General features: G+C 70.1%; 16 protein-coding genes. 3 read left to right on the top strand and 13 right to left on the bottom strand.

Annotated features, from left to right (window positions below; translation table 11 throughout):
* Positions 1-66: 66 nt before the first annotated feature.
* The gene (locus LZ604_RS05305) at positions 67-2,265 is read left to right on the top strand and encodes an FtsK/SpoIIIE domain-containing protein (protein ID WP_234512980.1); all 2,199 of its coding nucleotides are present in this window, start codon (positions 67-69) and stop codon (positions 2,263-2,265) included.
* A 128-nt stretch (positions 2,266-2,393) separates the two neighbouring features.
* On the opposite strand, the gene LZ604_RS05310 is transcribed toward LZ604_RS05305, so the two are convergent.
* The 11 genes from LZ604_RS05310 to LZ604_RS05360 all read right to left on the bottom strand — a co-directional run bounded on the left by LZ604_RS05310 (position 2,394) and on the right by LZ604_RS05360 (position 10,770).
* On the bottom strand, positions 2,394-2,894 hold the full coding sequence (locus LZ604_RS05310) for a low molecular weight protein-tyrosine-phosphatase (protein ID WP_234513109.1): 501 nt from the start codon (positions 2,892-2,894) through the stop codon (positions 2,394-2,396).
* A 344-nt stretch (positions 2,895-3,238) separates the two neighbouring features.
* Positions 3,239-3,625: a hypothetical protein gene (locus LZ604_RS05315; RefSeq protein ID WP_234512982.1), complete on the bottom strand. Its 387-nt coding sequence runs from the start codon at positions 3,623-3,625 to the stop codon at positions 3,239-3,241.
* Between the two features lie 493 nt (positions 3,626-4,118).
* The gene (locus tag LZ604_RS05320) at positions 4,119-4,946 is read right to left on the bottom strand and encodes a hypothetical protein (protein WP_234512984.1); all 828 of its coding nucleotides are present in this window, start codon (positions 4,944-4,946) and stop codon (positions 4,119-4,121) included.
* Positions 4,943-5,551, bottom strand: coding sequence for a hypothetical protein (locus LZ604_RS05325; protein ID WP_234512986.1), 609 nt, complete (start codon positions 5,549-5,551; stop codon positions 4,943-4,945). Before LZ604_RS05325 ends, LZ604_RS05320 begins: the two co-directional genes overlap by 4 nt.
* Positions 5,548-6,192 (bottom strand): hypothetical protein, encoded by a 645-nt coding sequence (locus tag LZ604_RS05330; RefSeq protein ID WP_234512987.1) that lies wholly within the window; start codon positions 6,190-6,192, stop codon positions 5,548-5,550. Before LZ604_RS05330 ends, LZ604_RS05325 begins: the two co-directional genes overlap by 4 nt.
* 2 nt (positions 6,193-6,194) lie before the next feature.
* On the bottom strand, positions 6,195-6,557 hold the full coding sequence (locus tag LZ604_RS05335; RefSeq protein WP_234512988.1) for a hypothetical protein: 363 nt from the start codon (positions 6,555-6,557) through the stop codon (positions 6,195-6,197).
* 187 nt (positions 6,558-6,744) lie between these two features.
* A complete protein-coding gene (locus LZ604_RS05340; RefSeq protein ID WP_234512989.1) occupies positions 6,745-6,891 on the bottom strand; it encodes a hypothetical protein in 147 nt (48 codons plus the stop codon).
* Complete coding sequence (locus LZ604_RS05345) at positions 6,888-7,055, bottom strand: hypothetical protein (protein ID WP_234512990.1); 168 nt, start codon at positions 7,053-7,055, stop codon at positions 6,888-6,890. Before LZ604_RS05345 ends, LZ604_RS05340 begins: the two co-directional genes overlap by 4 nt.
* Positions 7,052-9,859 (bottom strand): YfjI family protein, encoded by a 2,808-nt coding sequence (locus LZ604_RS35985; RefSeq protein WP_234512991.1) that lies wholly within the window; start codon positions 9,857-9,859, stop codon positions 7,052-7,054. Before LZ604_RS35985 ends, LZ604_RS05345 begins: the two co-directional genes overlap by 4 nt.
* 298 nt (positions 9,860-10,157) lie before the next feature.
* A complete protein-coding gene (locus tag LZ604_RS05355) occupies positions 10,158-10,331 on the bottom strand; it encodes a hypothetical protein (protein WP_234512992.1) in 174 nt (57 codons plus the stop codon).
* Positions 10,332-10,575: 244 nt separating this feature from the next.
* Entirely contained in the window at positions 10,576-10,770 is a 195-nt protein-coding gene (locus LZ604_RS05360; protein WP_234512993.1) for a helix-turn-helix domain-containing protein, read from the bottom strand.
* Between the two features lie 60 nt (positions 10,771-10,830).
* On the opposite strand from LZ604_RS05360, the gene LZ604_RS05365 reads away from it, so the two are divergent.
* Together LZ604_RS05365 and LZ604_RS05370 are read left to right on the top strand one after the other, a co-directional pair.
* Positions 10,831-11,382 (top strand): helix-turn-helix domain-containing protein, encoded by a 552-nt coding sequence (locus tag LZ604_RS05365; RefSeq protein WP_234513110.1) that lies wholly within the window; start codon positions 10,831-10,833, stop codon positions 11,380-11,382.
* Entirely contained in the window at positions 11,375-12,577 is a 1,203-nt protein-coding gene (locus LZ604_RS05370) for a site-specific integrase (protein WP_234512994.1), read from the top strand. The genes LZ604_RS05365 and LZ604_RS05370 overlap by 8 nt, the downstream gene beginning before the upstream one ends.
* Before the next feature lie 88 nt (positions 12,578-12,665).
* On the opposite strand, the gene LZ604_RS05375 is transcribed toward LZ604_RS05370, so the two are convergent.
* Together LZ604_RS05375 and LZ604_RS05380 are read right to left on the bottom strand one after the other, a co-directional pair.
* The gene (locus LZ604_RS05375) at positions 12,666-13,328 is read right to left on the bottom strand and encodes a class I SAM-dependent methyltransferase (protein WP_234512995.1); all 663 of its coding nucleotides are present in this window, start codon (positions 13,326-13,328) and stop codon (positions 12,666-12,668) included.
* A gap of 130 nt (positions 13,329-13,458) precedes the next feature.
* Positions 13,459-15,198, bottom strand: a complete 1,740-nt coding sequence (locus LZ604_RS05380) for an MFS transporter (protein WP_234512996.1) — start codon at positions 15,196-15,198, stop codon at positions 13,459-13,461.
* Positions 15,199-15,337: the final 139 nt, after the last annotated feature.

A 15,337-nucleotide genomic window follows, 5' to 3' on the forward strand; every position in this document is an offset into this window, starting at 1 on the left:
GCAACCGCCAAGAAGCCAGCCGCCCCCGGGCCCCGATCACCCATCGAGCAACCGGAGATCACCATCATGACCGAATCCCTGATCGCGGCCGTCAACGGGCACGCCAAGCCGAAGGTCTCCCTGATCAAGTGGGAGGACGAGTTCGCCGCCGTCGACGCCCCGGTCGTCGAGGCAGTCGACCGCGCCGACAACCCGCTCGCCGACTGGCTCACCGTCCCCGACACCCCGGTCCTGCCCGCTTGGGCCCGGTCGGCGGCGTCCCTGAAGGCCAACACCGCGGCGCTCGGCCGGCTGTGCGTGTGGCACTGCCGCTACCACGCTCTTCGGGTGCCGAAGTACGCGCTGCGCATGGCCTGGCTGGCCGTCAAGGGCTTTGGGCGGGCCGTGCGCGGGCTGTGGCCGACGCTGACCGCCCACGACCGGAGCGCGGCCGTGAAGGCGCTGCGGGCGCAGGTGAGGCAGCAGCCCGAGGACGTCGACATGGCCGTCAGGTATGCGCTGCTGCACCGTGAGCGCACCATGGCCCGCCGCTGGCGGTGGGGCGCCGCCGCGACCGCCGTCGCCGCGACCGCGGTCGGCTGGTACCTGGCGCCGCCGCTGCTGCAGGCCGCCATCGCCGCAGCCGTCACCGTGCCCCTGGCGTACCTCGGGCGGGGTGAAGACGCGCAGCTGCTCGACAACCCGACGCCGCCGCTGCGGGTCGACATGTCCGCCCAGCAGCTCAACGACGCCCTGCGCGCCGCGGGCCTGCTGAAGCAGGGCAAGGGCGACGACGAAGGACCGCGCATCACGTGCGTCATGGGCCCGGTACGCGACGGCCGCGGCTGGTCCGTCATCTTCGACCTGCCCAAGGGCGGCGGGAAGACGGCCGCTGACGTCCTCGCCAAGCGCACCACGATCGCCGCCGAGCTGGGCGTCGACGAGATCCAGGTCATCGCCTCCCGCGTCCGTGCGGCAGCCGGCGGCAACGCCGGGCGGGTGTCGATGTGGGTTGCCGACGACGACCCGTACCTGCTGGACGGGGAGCCGAAGAACAACACTCCGCTGCTGAAGGCGGAGACGTTCTCGATCTGGGACCCGATCCCGTTCGGCCGGGACGCCCGCGGGAACCGGATCACCGTGCCGGTCATGTGGCAGTCCCTGTTCTTCGGCGGTCTGCCCCGGCGTGGCAAGACGTTCACGCAGCGGCTGATGACCGCGGCCGGGCTGCTGGACCCTTTCGTCAGGCACTACGTCGCCGACGGCAAGGGCGGCGCCGACTGGATGCCGATGAAGGCGGTCGCGCACCGGCTGGTCATGGGCGCCGAGGATGACGCCGTCGAGGCACTGAAGGCCATGCTGAAGGAGCTGCTGGCGGAGATGGAGCGCCGGTTCGTCCTGCTGCGCGGCCTGCCCGTCTCAGTGTGCCCCGAGGGCAAGCTCACGCCCGCGATCGTGGAGAAGTACAACCTGCCGGTCATCTTCGTGACCATCGATGAGCTGCAGGAGTACTTCACCGCGATGGAGAAGGACGACCGGGACCAGGTCATCAACGACCTCTGCAGGATCGCCCGCCGTGGCCCCGCCGCAGGGTTCGTCAGCAACTTCGCCTCCCAGCGCCCGGACGCCGACAGCGTGCCGACGAAGCTGCGGGAGATCATCACCCTGCGGTACTGCACGCAGGTCGTCGACCAGACCAGCTCTGACATGGTGCTGGGCAAGGGCAAGGCCGCCCAGGGCGCAGACGCGTCCGTACTGTCCGAGGAGCACAGGGGCACGGGTGTGCTGGTCACGGGCCCCGCGTCGTTCGTGACGGTGCTCGCCGACTTCCTGGACGGCACCGGGTTCACCGAGCTGTGCCAGCGCGGCCGTGCCCTCCGGGTGAAGCACGGGCAGCTCACCGGGGACGCGGTCGGCGACGTCACCGCGGCCGCCGACTCCGCGGGCCTGACGATCGCCCCGGTGCTGTCCGACTGCCTCGACGTGATGCGGCACACCGACCGCATGCACACCGTCGACCTGCTCGACCGGCTCGTGAACGTCGACGAGGACCGCTACGGCGACTGGGACGCCGAGCGCCTGGCCGCCGAACTCGAGGCCGCGGGCGTCGACCGCACCACGAAGCAGGTCAAGGTGAACGGGAAGAACCTCGCCGGCTACCGCAGGAGCGACCTCGAGGCCGCCGTGCCCGCTGAACTCCTGCTCGCCGCACGCCGGGTAGAGGCCACCCCCTCTACGAACCCCGCTACGGAGACCCCTTCCGGCGAGATCACGGAGGGCGCCTGATGTAGAGGGGGCCCGCTACCCGGGTAGTGACCTTGGTAGAGGGCCCCCACCTGCGAAGTAGTGCCCGTAGAGGGGTACAGGGGCCCCCGTCCGCGCGTTCGGACGGGGGCCCCTTTTTGCGTCCCTCCCTAGCTGACCGCGACTGCCTGATCCAGGCGCCTCCGCACGTCCTGCAGGAGCCCGCGGCAGGCCGGCTCCACCATGGCCAGGCAGTCAACGAACGCGGCCTGCCCGCCGGTGTACGGGTCCGGCACGCCGAGCCCCGAACCGTCCGGCAGGGCCGGGTCGAAGGAGCGCAGCAGAGCCACCTCGCCCCCGCCGTGCCGGTCGACCATCCGCCGCAGGAACCGCTCATGCCCGACATCCAGAGCCACCAGCAGATCCCGCGTCCGCAACCAGCGCGGCCGCAGCTGGCGGGCCGTGTGGTCGCTCGGATACCCGGCAGCCTCCAGCACCGCGATCGCCCGCGTATCGGCCGTATAGCCCGCGAACATGCCCGCGGTGCCGCCACTGTCGACCGCCACCCGGCCGGCCAGGCCGGCACGCTCCACCAGCGCCCCGAACACCAGGGCAGCCATCGGCGAGCGGCAGATGTTCCCGGTACAGACGAAACACACGCGGTACATGATCAATCTCCCAAGGGGGCGGGGTCGTCAGCGGAGTTTGATGGGCCGTGACCGGTGCACGACCGTGGCCCGGTTCACCCTGGGGAGAGCATCCGGCGCAGGCTCAGGCTGCGCTGCTGTGATCAGGTCGGGCGTCGGCGGGGTGACCTGCTCGGGCAGGGCGCGCTCAGCAACGCCCCGGACGGTGGCCCACTCCCGGCGAGCCTCCCGCCAGTCGAACAGGCCCAAGTACCAGCAGCTGTACCAGGGCGCCGGATCATCCGGGTCAGGCTCCGGCCGCCAGTCCCGCCAGTCGTACCGGACCAGGTGAGCCGGCAGGCCACCACCGGAGCCCGCGACGCGCCGCCTCACGAGACGGCCCGCACACCGTAGGAGCCGCGGGCGCCGCCACGGCGCTGCGGCCGGCCGTCCTCCTCGCCCGACGGCATCCTCAGCGACGCCAACAGCCGGGCCAGCACCAGCGACTGCTGCCGGTGCTCCGTGATGACCGGGTTCGTCACCTCCTCGCCCTTGGCGTTCCGCACCGTCAGCCGGCCGCGGCCCGCCTCGAGGGACAACCGGTCGAGCAGGTCCGCCGTGCGGCAGGCCTGCAGCAGCAGCAGCTGCTCGTGCACGTCCAGGTCGAACCCGTCGGCCACTGACTCCCACAGCCGGGTGCCCGACTCGTCCAGGCCATCCGGCACGGGCGTTACGGATACAGCGTCCTGACCTGCGGCAACGTTCAGATGGGTCATGGTCGGTACCTCCTAGCGTTCTGACGGAGCGTCAGCGTATTGGGTAAACCCGCAGGTCAGCGGGGGCATGGGAGCGTTTCAGGGGTCAGCCACAGTCAGGGGCTATACCTGCCCGATCTGGCCAGGGGCCGGGGAGGGGCTGGGCCCCCAGGGTGTTCCCGCAGGTTAGAGGCATGATCACGATCGTTCGTGCAGGTAGAGAGCCTGCGTCGTTGCCCTTGCTCTCGGTTCGCCCTCGTTGATCGTTTGGGTTCGCTTCAACGCTTTGTGATCTTGTTCTGTTGTTCGCTGCTGAAGATCGATCCGAACTCGTCTGGTGCTGTGTGCTGTGCCTGTGGCCTGTGCCCTGCCCACACCCAGTGGAGGGCGGTCGGGTGGGGGCAGGGCCAGGCGGTCGGCGCTGGTGCGGTCGAGAGGTAGCCGGCTGCCGCACCATGGGTCCGATGCCTGTCATGCCCTGCAGGATCGGTGCCGTTGACGCCGAGATCATGGGTTATGCCGTCTCCGCGAGGTGCTGCCTGACTGCTGCCTCTGCCCCTGAGCGGCTGAGGGCCGACCGCATGGCGTGCCCCGCGTCCCGCCACCGCTCCACCTGGGCAGCGCGCTGCCTGACCTCACCTGGTGTGGCTAGCGACAGGCTCAACTCCTGCTGCCTGACGAGGTACACCCAGCGTGCGACCGGCTGCTGCTTCAGCTCCCGCCACTGTGCGATGGCAGGTGAGAGCCTCTTCCAGTCGCCGGTCAGCACCTGCTCGACGGTCGGCTCGGGCAGTGCGGCCACGGCGAACAGGGCGTTGTCCCGTCCTCCGTCTCCACCTGCCACCTTGACCATGTCGGCCCTGTCGGAGATGAGCTGTTCCAGCTGGACGGCTGCGCCTTCCGCTTTGGTGTACGCGGCCGTGTGAGCGGCGTTGTTCCAGTCCATCCGGCGGGGGTCGATCCGGTCGAGGGCGTCGGGCAGCCTGGCGGCGGCCTTCTGCACGACGCCGACGAGGGCGGCGTACTCCTTCTGCAGGCCGTCGATCCACGCGGGGATGGCGGCGCGGACGGCCTGCACGTACCGGTGGTCGGCTTCTTCGTGGAACCGGTTCGCCGCCCGGCGGGTGACGTCGAGGAGCTGGAGCTCGGCTGCGTGGTCGCGGATGACCTGCTGCACGCTGGCCGCATCCTCGGGCAGGGCAGGCCGCTCCGGGTCGGGCCGGCGGGCCGTGTCGGCAACGGCGGCCTGGACGGCGGCGGCTTCCCGTACCGCGTCGGGTACGGGCAGCTTGCGCCGCTCGGCGGCCGTGACCGCCTTGATGGCGTCGGCAACGTTGCTCACGCGGCATCACCACCGACGGGGAGCGGGCTGCCGGGCTCGTCGAGGCTCTGCTCGGCGTAGCCGAGGACCTGGGCCATGTTGGCGTTGCCGAGGATGGACGGCAGCGGGGCGACGTGGGCGAAGCTGTGGTGCACGCTCCAGTCGCTGCCGCTGGTCTGGGGCAGGCTGTTGTATTCCTCGGCGGCCTCGCGGAAGCCGGGGCGGGTGTCGGCGTAGGTGCCGAGGACGTCGCTCCAGCCCCATTCGTTGGCGCGCTGGGCGATGGCCTGCGCCATGGTGGTGTCGCCCTCGCGGAGCGCGGTCTGCAGCTGCTCGGCGGCCAGGCGCGGGTTGTCGAGCTTGGCGGCCCGGTCGTTGGCGTCACGGCGGGCGATGACGGTCTGCGCGTCGGCGACGTTGTCGCGTCCGAACATCTTCCGCTGGAGGGCCTCGCGGCGGCCCTCGATGGCGTCGACCTCCTGCTGCCTCAGCTTGTCCATGGCGCCCTGCGCTTCGGTGTACGCCTTGGCGGCCATGACCTTCTTGGCGTGGTCGCTGTAGGTGCGGCTGGCCTGGATGCGGGACAGCTTGGCGTTGTACGCGGCGATGATCTGGTCGCGGGTCATCGGGGGTTCTCCTTGTGCTCGGTGATGGTGAGTCCGTGGGTGTCGATGACGTACTGGTCCCAGCGTTCGATCCGGCACAGCACGTGATCGGGTGGCGCGGTCGTGGTCCAGACGGTGCTGCGGGGGCGGCCGTACTGCCGGCCGCTGGCCCATCGGGCGGCGATGTGGGGGCTGGCGGTCCATGACCAGTCGTCGCGGCGTTCGCGGATGGCGCCGCGGTAGACGCGGATGGCGCGGGTGGGGGGTGTGGCGGGCTCGCCCTGCTCGTGGCTGATGAGCCCGGGGCCGGCGCTGCCGTAGCGGACGTGGGTGTATCCGGCCGCGCGGAACAGCTGCCGCCACTGGTCGTGGGTGAGCCAGTAGTCGGGGATGTCGCTGGTCTGCCAGATGGAGCCGATGTGTTTCCGCAGGGTCCGGGTTCTGATCTTGTTCTGTGTCCAGCAGTCCCACAGGAGCTGCGGGGCGCGGGCGTCGCCGACGCCTGCCCGCCAGCGGGCGAAGGCTGCCTCTGTCGCGGTGTGGGTGGCGCGTATTTCGGCGTCGATGACGGCGGCGAGGCGTTCGGTTCCGGGGATGGGCTTGCGGAGTTCGTCGGGGTCGCGGCCTGCCGGTAGGGGGTAGAGGTGCTTGGGTTTCGGCATGGCTACCTCCGGCCGGTGGCGCGGCGCTGGGCGCGGTTGGGCCTGGCGGTGGCGGTCATCTCGGCCTGGGTGGCGAGCATTTCATTGTTGAACGAGGCGAAGAATTCGCCGACCTCCTCCATCGTGGGGTCGAGTTCGTCCCACACGTCGAGGCCGTCGTCGGTGAGGCAGGATTCCGCCCACGTTTCGAGGTCGCCGAGTTGGATGGCCTGCATGGCGCTCTTACGCCACTTGTTGATGGGGAGCATCTCGACTTCGCGTCCGCAGAGGATGCCGATGACGGGCGCGTCGGAGCTGGCCGGGATGGGCGGTGCGGGACGCTGGGCGGTCTTGCGGGCGACGGGCTTCTTCTTGGCAGGGGGCATGACGGTTCTCTTTCTCTTCAGGTCTCGTCTGGGAGTTGGAGTTCGGGGCATTGGCCGCCGTGTACGTCGGTGCACGGCGGGCGGTGGGTGGCTCGGCAGAGGTGGGCGCCGCAGCCGCGCACGCAGGCTCTGCCGCGGCCGGCCTTCAGCGGTCGGTCACAGACGGCGCAGCGGCTGCGGGCCCGGGTCATGCGGTCGCCTTGGCGTACTTGTCGCGGTGTGGTCTGGTCCCGCGCTTCGGGCTGCACGTCGCGCAGACGGCGCGGTTGCCGGCGTACTGGTGGCAGAGGCGGCAGGTGCGGCCGCTCCGCTTCTTGTCCTGCTTCCGGCTCACGATTCGTCCTCCTGCTGCCATCGGGCGACCTTGGCCGCCATGCGGGCCTGCAGGCCGTGCTCGCGCGCCTCGGCCAGCTCGGCGCGCTGCTGCCGCCGCTGCTCGCGCTTCAGTCGGGCCGCGGCTATCCGCGCGGCCACGGCCTGGTCGACGTGACTGGTCATGCCGTCTCCATTGGTGGGTCGTAGATCCAGGGGTGCACGTCGTACTTCGGGGAGGGCTTGCGGCCGGTCTTGCCTTCCCTGTCGGGGTCGGGCTTCCTGGCGACCCAGCCGAGGTCTTCCAGGTGGTTGACGGCCGCGTGGATGGCGTCGGCGCCGCCGTCCAGTGCCCATTTCTTCTGCACGCCGCGCTGCACGTCGCGCAGGGAGAACGGCTCTGCGGGCTTCTCACGGGCGCGCAGCCACGCCAGTACGTCACGGCCCGGGGTGAGCTGTGCGTCCCGGTTGGCGCCCATCAGGTCGAGGCAGAGCCGGGCGTGCGCGATGAAGTACGGCGCCATGCTGATGGCCGCAGCGATGTACGGGCCGGTGACCTCGGTTGCGTCAGAATTGTCATAGAGGGTCAGCGCCGCGGCGATGCGTGCGAGCTTCGCCGGCAGCTTCGACGCCCACGACATGATCGGGCGCAGGTCACCGAGGTTTCCCATGCGAGGCTCGAGGTGTTCCTCGAACCGGTACATGAACTCATTGGCTTCCGGGGTGAAGGCGAGGACGCGCGGCGCCTCGGCCTCCCACAGCTTTGCCACAAGGTTCTTGATGCGCTGGCTGTAGTCGGCTGCCACGGTCTCTGGGACCGGCACGGCCGCCCTCGGGTCGCGCTGCCCGAGGTTGGACTCGGGGTAGCTGTAGAGGGGCCGCTGTACGAACCCGTTGTGCAGTACCTCGTCGTCCTCGCTGCGGGCCAGACCCTGCAGGATGACGGGCTGCACCAGCAGACCGAGCGTCAGGTGCGCGGCCGTCAGTTCGGTGCTGCCGCGCTGTACGCGGTGCACCGGTACGGCTTTCCCGTCGTAGGCCTGCAGGGCGAACGTCGTGTCAGGCGAGCCGTTGCCGAACCTGCGGCCGGTGACGTTCGCGAAGAACACGCCCTCGCTGTCGAGGACGGCCCCGCGCCCCGCATTCTCCGAAGCCTTCACCGGCATCGCGGCCGGCGTGATATCTCCCCAGAACAGCGAGGGGAGCGCGGGAGGCTGGCCGATGTCCTGCAGGGTCTGCAGGGCGATGACCGCGTCGTCAGCTGCCAGCTGGGCATTCTCAGGCTTTGCCTTGATGGCGTTCTTCTCGGCGTCCTTCAGCCGTTCCTCGGCGATCCGGATGCGCTGCTTGGTCTGCTCGATGACGGGTTCCGTCTCGGCGCGCAGCCGGATCTCTTCCTCACGCAGAGGGCCGGTGAGCCGTTCCTCTACGCCGGTCTTGCGCTCGCCGGGCAGGGCGACGCCGACGGTCCACAGGGTGACGGGCTCACTCCAGCCGGGCCGGATGCGCACGTAAGCCCGTCCGCCGATGGCCGCGGTGATGCACGGCAGCGCCATCATCGCGGGCAGGTCGGGTGCCACCTGGGTGGCCTTTGCGATCGCCTCGACCATGCCGGAGAGGCTCTTCCCGAGCAGCATCAGGGGGAAGCCGGGCAGCGGCGGACGGTCGATGGGTACGGGCGCGTCCCAGACGGGCTCAACTTCCCTGACAGAACTGACAGAACCGTCCTCGGGGTCCGCATCGTGGCCCCTGGCAGGGGTTGCGTCAGTTTTGTCAGGCACTCGGGTCCTCTCGGTGGTCGCCTCGCGAACCTCGGCGAGAACGGCCTCGGGGAGGTCGGCGGCGGCCGTGGTCGACGGCCGGCCGTGGGCGGCGCGCAGGATGTCCCGCGCGGCCTCGGACTCGTTTCCGCCATGGTGCAGGTGGGCGAACAGCTGTCCGGCGCTCATCACCTGGCCCGTGGGCAGGCCCGGGGTTTCCGACCACACGGTGATCGCAGCCCCGTCCTTGTGGACGTTGGCGCCGGTCCCGGAGGTCTGTGGGTCCCACCCGGGGTAGCTCCACAGCTGGCAGCCTCCGGAGCCGCAGACACGGCATGCTCCGGGCGCCTGCTCCCGGTACGACCAGCCGGCCGCTTCCAGGACGTCGGGCACGGCGTGGTGCTCGCCGAGGATGCCGAGCGGTCCCCGATTCCCACTGACAGAACTGACAGAACCCTGTCGCCGGTCCGTCTGGCGGGACGACAGACGGGTTGCGTCAGTTTTGTCAGAGCGTCGCGGGCTCGGCGTTTTCGGGAGGAGCCGGTCGACGGTCTCGCGCAGCTCGGTGAAGCTGTAGCGGGGGCCGCCGGACTCGAGGACGCGGCACACTCGCGGCTCGGTGACAATCTTCCGATTGACCGTGCCTGGTACGCGCAGGACGCGGGAGAGGTCGCCAACGCCGGTTCCATAGCTGCAACTGAGGCGCTCGGCGGACAGACCGAGGACGCGCTGCCAGTCCGTAGCGAGCCGCGCCGCCTCGTCGAGGTCGACGTCCTCACCGACGATGAGCGGCACGGTGAAGCTGGTCCGCACGTACAGGCCGCCACCGGAGTGGATGAGCTGCGTGTGGGGCGGCAGTCCGGACTCGGTGTAGACGCGCAGCGCCTGCTCGTCGTCCAGGGGAAGGTTCTGATCCTTGTGACCCGGGCCGGCGATGTCGATGTCGGACCACATGTCGATCAGAGTGTGCGTGTCGGCGGCGCCCCCGCGCTTGCCAGGGGCGAGCCGTTCCCGCACGGTGGTCGCGCGGGCGTAGATGCCGCTGACGCCCTGTCCGTTCCAGCGGGCGATGGTGTTCAGCGCCTGGTCGACTGATTCGACCTGTACGCCGGACCAGTCGCCTACGCAGCTGAGGGCGATGAGGCCGCCGGCCTCGCCGAATTGCGCCTTCAGCCATTCGCCGGTCACGCCGTTGTCGGCCAGCACGGATGCCGTCTTGAACCTGCTCACGCCTTCACCGCCTGGGTACGCAGGACGACCAGGTACTCAAGGCCGCACGGCGCAATCTTGAGGACTGATCGCACGAGTGGGAGAGGCGCCCGGTGCAGGTGGGGGTGCCCGCACTTGGGGCACTTCTCGACCTTGACCTGTCGGTGCCACTTCGAGGAGCGGGACCGGTAGGTGTCGAGTCGTCCGGCTACACGGGGCGGGGTGTCCTGCGTTACGGTGGGCGTAGTCGCCCCGCCGTCCGCGGAGACTTTCTGAGAAGGCCCTGATTGCCGCAGGGCCTTCTCTGCGTTCATGGTCATTAGGCAGCCTCGTTCTCCGCCCGCTTGCGCGCGGCGAGGGCCTGTTCGGCGCACACCTTGTGCTTGGGCTGGTTCGTGTCGGGATCCCGCATCAGCGCAGGGCTGCGGCAGAGGACGCATGGGGCGGGGTCGCCAACCTGTGCGTGTCGCCAGTCGAGGAGTTCCGGGGTCATGCCGCCTCCGTCCTTTCTCCGGACAGCAGTCGGACCAGGTCGGCGGTGATGACGAGCTGGCGCCGGCTGGTGCCGAGCGGGATGGTCTTCACGGGGGATTCACCGCGTCGAATGAGAGCGGCAAGGTGGGTTGGGCTGCAGCCGATCGCTAGGGCGGCACGGCGCACGCTGCACGTGGCTGGCCATTCGCGAACTTCGGCGAGCGTCGGCTGCGTGGCCTTCAGGGCGGGGCGCGTAGGGGCGTTCATGCCGCCCCCTGGTGCGTCTGCTGCTGGTACGCGATGACGTCGGTTCGCCTGTACCGCACGGGGGAGTTGGGCGCGTCGGTGAGCTTGCTGAAGCGGGGGCCACGCCCCCATGCGCGCCAGTTGGCCAGGGTTCCGGGGTGTACGTCGAGCTGGGCGGCTACCTGCTTCGGGGTGAGCCACTCGTCTTCCATCGCTCCATCCTTTCGAGATTTTCTCGAAGAAGGGGTTGCATCATCACGAGAGCCTGCGTGATGATGACGACGGTAGGGCAAGCGGGCGTTATCCGCAAGATCCCGAGAATCTTCGAGAAGATCTCGATAGATAACATCGAGATCATGACGACAGGACGTATCGAGTTGGGTGCCAGTGGACGAGCAGTAGCCGCGAACGTGAAGCGGCTGCGCCAAGCGCGAGGATGGAGCCTCAGAGCTCTGTCGGAAGCGCTGGACGGCGTCGGCCGCAAGCTCAGTCAGGACGCGATCAACAAGATCGAGAACGGCGCCAAGCCGGACGCCAAGCAGATCCGGCGGGTCGATGTGGATGACCTAGTGGCCTTGGCCGCGGTCTTGCGCGTCAACCCGTCTGCCCTGCTGTTGCCGCTCACCGACGATCCGGCGCAGACGATCGAGCTGACGGGAGTTGGCGAGGTCGACGCCGAGCGGGCGTGGGATTGGGTCGACGGCGAGATGCCCATCGAGGACGTCAAGCCCGGCGACCCGACAGGGGCCATCCTTCAGTTCCAGCTGTACGCCCGGCCCTCGGGCCGGAGGATGCAACTCGGAGTGGGGGACGGCGATGGGTGACCCCATCAAGCGGGTGGTCCTGCAGAACGGTGACGTGCGCTGGCGCACGGTCATCGACGTGGGCAAGGACGCGGACGGGAAGCGCAAGCAGCTGACCATCACCCGCGACACCAAGACCGAGTGCCGCGACGAGCGGGCGCGCATCCTCAACGAGCGGCGCACGGGGCAGTTGATCGTGCCCAGCAGGATGACCGTCGACCAGCTGCTTGACGCCTACATGGACGCCAAGGATGGCGACCTGGAGGAGTCGACCGTCGACGGGTACGAGAACCGGCTGACGCACATCCGTGCCCGTCTCGGTTCGCTGCGGGTCCAGGACCTCACCGAGGAGCACGTCGAAGAGTTCGTGACGTGGCTGCTCACCGAGGCCCGGCGCCGCGGCGGTCCGAAGGGCACCGGGCTGCGGCCGTCGACTGTCGACGGCGTCCTCGGCCGGCTCCGTGCAGCCCTGCGGTATGCGGTCCGGAAGCGGGTCGTCGCCCGGAACGTCGCCGAGTACGTGACCGTGCCGCGCAGGGCCCGCAAGCAGGATCGCCGCGACAACCAACGGCCGGCCCCATGGGGTGTCGAGGAGGTGAAGGCGTTCGTCGTCGGCATCCGCGAGGATCGCCTGTTCGCACCGCTGCTGCTGTCCTGCATGGGGCTGCGGCCCGCCGAGGTCGCTGGCCTGCGGTGGGAGCAGGACATCGACTTCCAGGCGGGAGCGCTGGAGGTGGCCAACACTCGCACCATGATCCGGAACGCGCGCATCCTGGAGAAGGACACCAAGAGCGAGGCGGGCGAGCGCACACTGCCGCTGCCGGAACCGGTGCGACTGGCCTTGATGAACTTCAAGGTGCTGCAGGAGGCGGAGCGAGCCGCGGTCGGCGACTACTACGTGGGCTCCGGCTACGTGTTCGTCGACGAGCTGGGCCAGGCCCTCACGCCCCGGCACTTGCGAGAGCACGCATACCGGCTGATGGCGAAGCTGGGGCTGCGGAGGGTGCGCCTGTACGACGCCCGCCACAGCTGCCTGACGTTCCTTGCGGTGAACGGCGTCCCCGACGTCATCCTCGCCGCGTGGGCCGGCCACGCGAACGCGAGCTTCACCAAGAAGAAGTACGTGCACCCGACGGCCGCCGACATGGGTACCGCGGTGCTCCACCTCAACGAACTTCTCGGCGTCGCCGACGGCCCGTCCGAGACCCCGGTGTGAGAAATCGTGAGATTCGGTCTCTCACATCGACAACTGAATAGCCACTGAGCTGGGAAGACTTCGCAATCCTTACGACATGCCTGCGACCCTAACCGCGCGCCGTGCTCCCCGTCCGCGTTCGCCTCAGGACGCGCAGCGAATCGGTCGCCGAGACCTCCGTGAACGCGCCCGACTCCAGGGCCCGGAGGTAGACGCGGTAGGGGGCCTGGCCGGTGAACTCGTCCTCCGGATCCGGAAACACGTCGTGGATCACGAGCAGGCCGCCCTCGGCCACATGGGGAGCCCAGCCCTCGTAGTCGGCGTTCGCGTGCTCGTCGGTGTGGCCGCCGTCGATGAAGACGAGGCCGAGGGGGCTGTTCCAGACGGCGGCCACCTGCGGCGATCGGCCGACGAGCGCGACCACGTGGTCCTCCAGACCCGCCTTGTGCAGGGTGCGCCGGAAGGTCGGCAGCGTGTCCATCAGGCCGACCTCGGCATCGACCGTCTCCGGGTCGTGGTACTCCCAGCCCGGCTGCTGCTCCTCGCTGCCGCGGTGGTGGTCGACCGTGAGCGCGGTCACCCCGGTGGCGCGGGCCGCGTCGGCGAGCAGGATCGTGGAGCGCCCGCAGTAGGTGCCGACCTCCAGCAGGGGCAGCCCGAGCCGCCCGGCCTCCACGGCGGCCTCGTACAGCGCGAGCCCCTCGCGCAGCGGCATGAACCCCTTCGCGGCCTCGAAAGCGGCCAGGATCTCAGGCTTCGGTGCCGCGGGCATGGGGGTCCTTTCGGTCGTACGTACGGGCAGATCTCGCACGGCCGCGAAGGGCGTCGTACGGACCTGTAGGCGCCCCATGCTGCCGCACCCCCCGGCGCGTGGGCGACAGGGGGTGCGGATGGGGGGCGGGTCAGGCGGAGACCGTCTCGCCCGGCAGGGAGAGATCCAGATCCACCGGGCGTTCGTCGCCGGTGTGGGTGGCCGACGAGGCGAGCGGGGCGTGGCCCGCCGCCCTGGCGGCCACGACATAGGGGCCCTGCGCCGGTACGGCCAGCGCATAGCTGCCGTCCTCCGCGGAGAGCGTGGCGCCCGCCTGGCGGCCCCGGCGGTCGATCAGCGTGACCTTGGCGCGGGCGACCGGGGCTCCACCGGCGTCCATGACCCGGCCGCGGAAGCCCCGCAGAACCTCCTCGGCCCGTTCCAGGTTGGCGTCCTCCTCGCTGCTCGCACGCAGCTGGGTGTGGGCCGAGGGGCGCTGCCCTGGCAGGAACAGGGCGAGCAGCAGGCCGAGCCCCACCGCGGCGGTCGCGATCACGAACGAGACGCGGAAGCCGTGCATGGTCGGGATCGCGATGCCGTTCACATGCTGCGCGGTGTTGGCGAGCACCATGCCGATGACGGCGCTGGAGACCGATGTGCCGATGGAGCGCATCAGGGTGTTGAGGCCGTTGGCCGCGCCCGTCTCCGAGGCCGGGACGGCGCCGACGATCAGCGCGGGCAGCGAGGAGTAGGCGAGGCCGATGCCCGCGCCGAGGACCACCGACGTCACCACGGTCTGCCAGGCGGCGTCCATCAGGCCGAGGCCGCCGCCGTAGCCGATGCCGATGACCAGCAGGCCGAGGATCAGGGTGACCTTGGGGCCGTAGCGGGCGGAGAGGCGGGCGTAGACCGGTGCCGTGAACATCATCGTCAGGCCCAGCGGGGCCACGCACAGGCCCGCGACGACCATCGACTCGCCGAGGCCGTAGCCGGTGGCGGCGGGCAGCTGGAGCAGCTGCGGCAGCACGAGCGAGACCACATAGAACGAGACGCCGACCATGATCGAGGCGAGGTTGGTGAGCAGCACCTCGCGGCGGGCGGTGGTGCGCAGGTCGACCAGCGGGGCGGCCACGCGCAGCTCCAGCAGGCCCCACAGGACGAGGACCACGGCGGACGCGCCGAACAGACCGAGGGTGGTGCCGGAGCCCCAGCCCCAGTCGCTGCCCTTGGTGATCGGCAGCAGGAGCAGCACCAGACCGGCGGACAGGCCGAGCGCGCCCGGCAGGTCGAAGGAGCCCGCGGCGCGCGCGGGGGACTCCGGCACGACGAGCAGGGTCAGGACGATCGAGAGGACACCGAGTCCGGCGGCGCCGAAGAACAGGGTGTGCCAGTCGGCGTGCTGGGCGACCAGGGCCGCGGCGGGCAGCGCGAGTCCGCCGCCGACGCCGATCGAGGAACTCATCAGGGCCATCGCCGAGCCCAGCCGCTCCCGGGGCAGCATGTCGCGCATCAGGCCGATTCCGAGCGGGATCGCGCCCATCGCGAAGCCCTGGAGCGTACGGCCGGCGATCATCGGCAGCAGGGCGTCGGTGAACCCGCTGACCAGTGCGCCGACCACCATCACGGCCAGGCTGGCAAGCAGCATCCGCCGCTTGCCGTAGAGGTCACCGAGGCGGCCCATGATCGGGGTGGCCACGGCGCCCGAGAGGAGGGTGGAGGTCAGGACCCAGGTGGCGTTGCTGGGTGCGGTGCTCAGCAACTGGGGCAGATCCTTGATGACCGGCACCAGCAGCGTCTGCATCACCGCGACCACGATGCCCGCGAAGGCGAGCACCGGCACGACCGCGCCGGACGGCCTCCGAGCGGGCTGGTCGGTCGTCGTGTGCGTCATGGCAGGGGGCCTCCAGGCCGGGAGTGAACGGGAGCGGACGGGCCGCGCGCGGAATCCGTGCGGGTGAGTGCTCGGTGCAACCCGTATGCACGGGCAACTATTCCGTTGCTTCGGCGGCCTAACGAATCCTTGACCCGTC

The organism is Streptomyces glomeratus (assembly GCF_021462825.1).
GTDB lineage: Bacteria > Actinomycetota > Actinomycetes > Streptomycetales > Streptomycetaceae > Streptomyces > Streptomyces glomeratus.

Excerpts from the sequence above, each read along its gene's own strand:
- LZ604_RS05360 (WP_234512993.1), bottom strand. The coding sequence starts at position 10,770 with ATGGAAGACGAGTGGCTCACCCCGAAGCAGGTAGCCGCCCAGCTCGAC.
- LZ604_RS05365 (WP_234513110.1), top strand. The coding sequence starts at position 10,831 with ATGATGACGACGGTAGGGCAAGCGGGCGTTATCCGCAAGATCCCGAGA.
- LZ604_RS05355 (WP_234512992.1), bottom strand. The coding sequence starts at position 10,331 with ATGACCCCGGAACTCCTCGACTGGCGACACGCACAGGTTGGCGACCCC.
- LZ604_RS05380 (WP_234512996.1), bottom strand. The coding sequence starts at position 15,198 with ATGACGCACACGACGACCGACCAGCCCGCTCGGAGGCCGTCCGGCGCG.
- LZ604_RS05335 (WP_234512988.1), bottom strand. The coding sequence starts at position 6,557 with ATGCCCCCTGCCAAGAAGAAGCCCGTCGCCCGCAAGACCGCCCAGCGT.
- LZ604_RS05375 (WP_234512995.1), bottom strand. The coding sequence starts at position 13,328 with ATGCCCGCGGCACCGAAGCCTGAGATCCTGGCCGCTTTCGAGGCCGCG.
- LZ604_RS05330 (WP_234512987.1), bottom strand. The coding sequence starts at position 6,192 with ATGCCGAAACCCAAGCACCTCTACCCCCTACCGGCAGGCCGCGACCCC.
- LZ604_RS05305 (WP_234512980.1), top strand. The coding sequence starts at position 67 with ATGACCGAATCCCTGATCGCGGCCGTCAACGGGCACGCCAAGCCGAAG.
- LZ604_RS05315 (WP_234512982.1), bottom strand. The coding sequence starts at position 3,625 with ATGACCCATCTGAACGTTGCCGCAGGTCAGGACGCTGTATCCGTAACG.
- LZ604_RS05370 (WP_234512994.1), top strand. The coding sequence starts at position 11,375 with ATGGGTGACCCCATCAAGCGGGTGGTCCTGCAGAACGGTGACGTGCGC.
- LZ604_RS05345 (WP_234512990.1), bottom strand. The coding sequence starts at position 7,055 with ATGACCAGTCACGTCGACCAGGCCGTGGCCGCGCGGATAGCCGCGGCC.
- LZ604_RS05325 (WP_234512986.1), bottom strand. The coding sequence starts at position 5,551 with ATGACCCGCGACCAGATCATCGCCGCGTACAACGCCAAGCTGTCCCGC.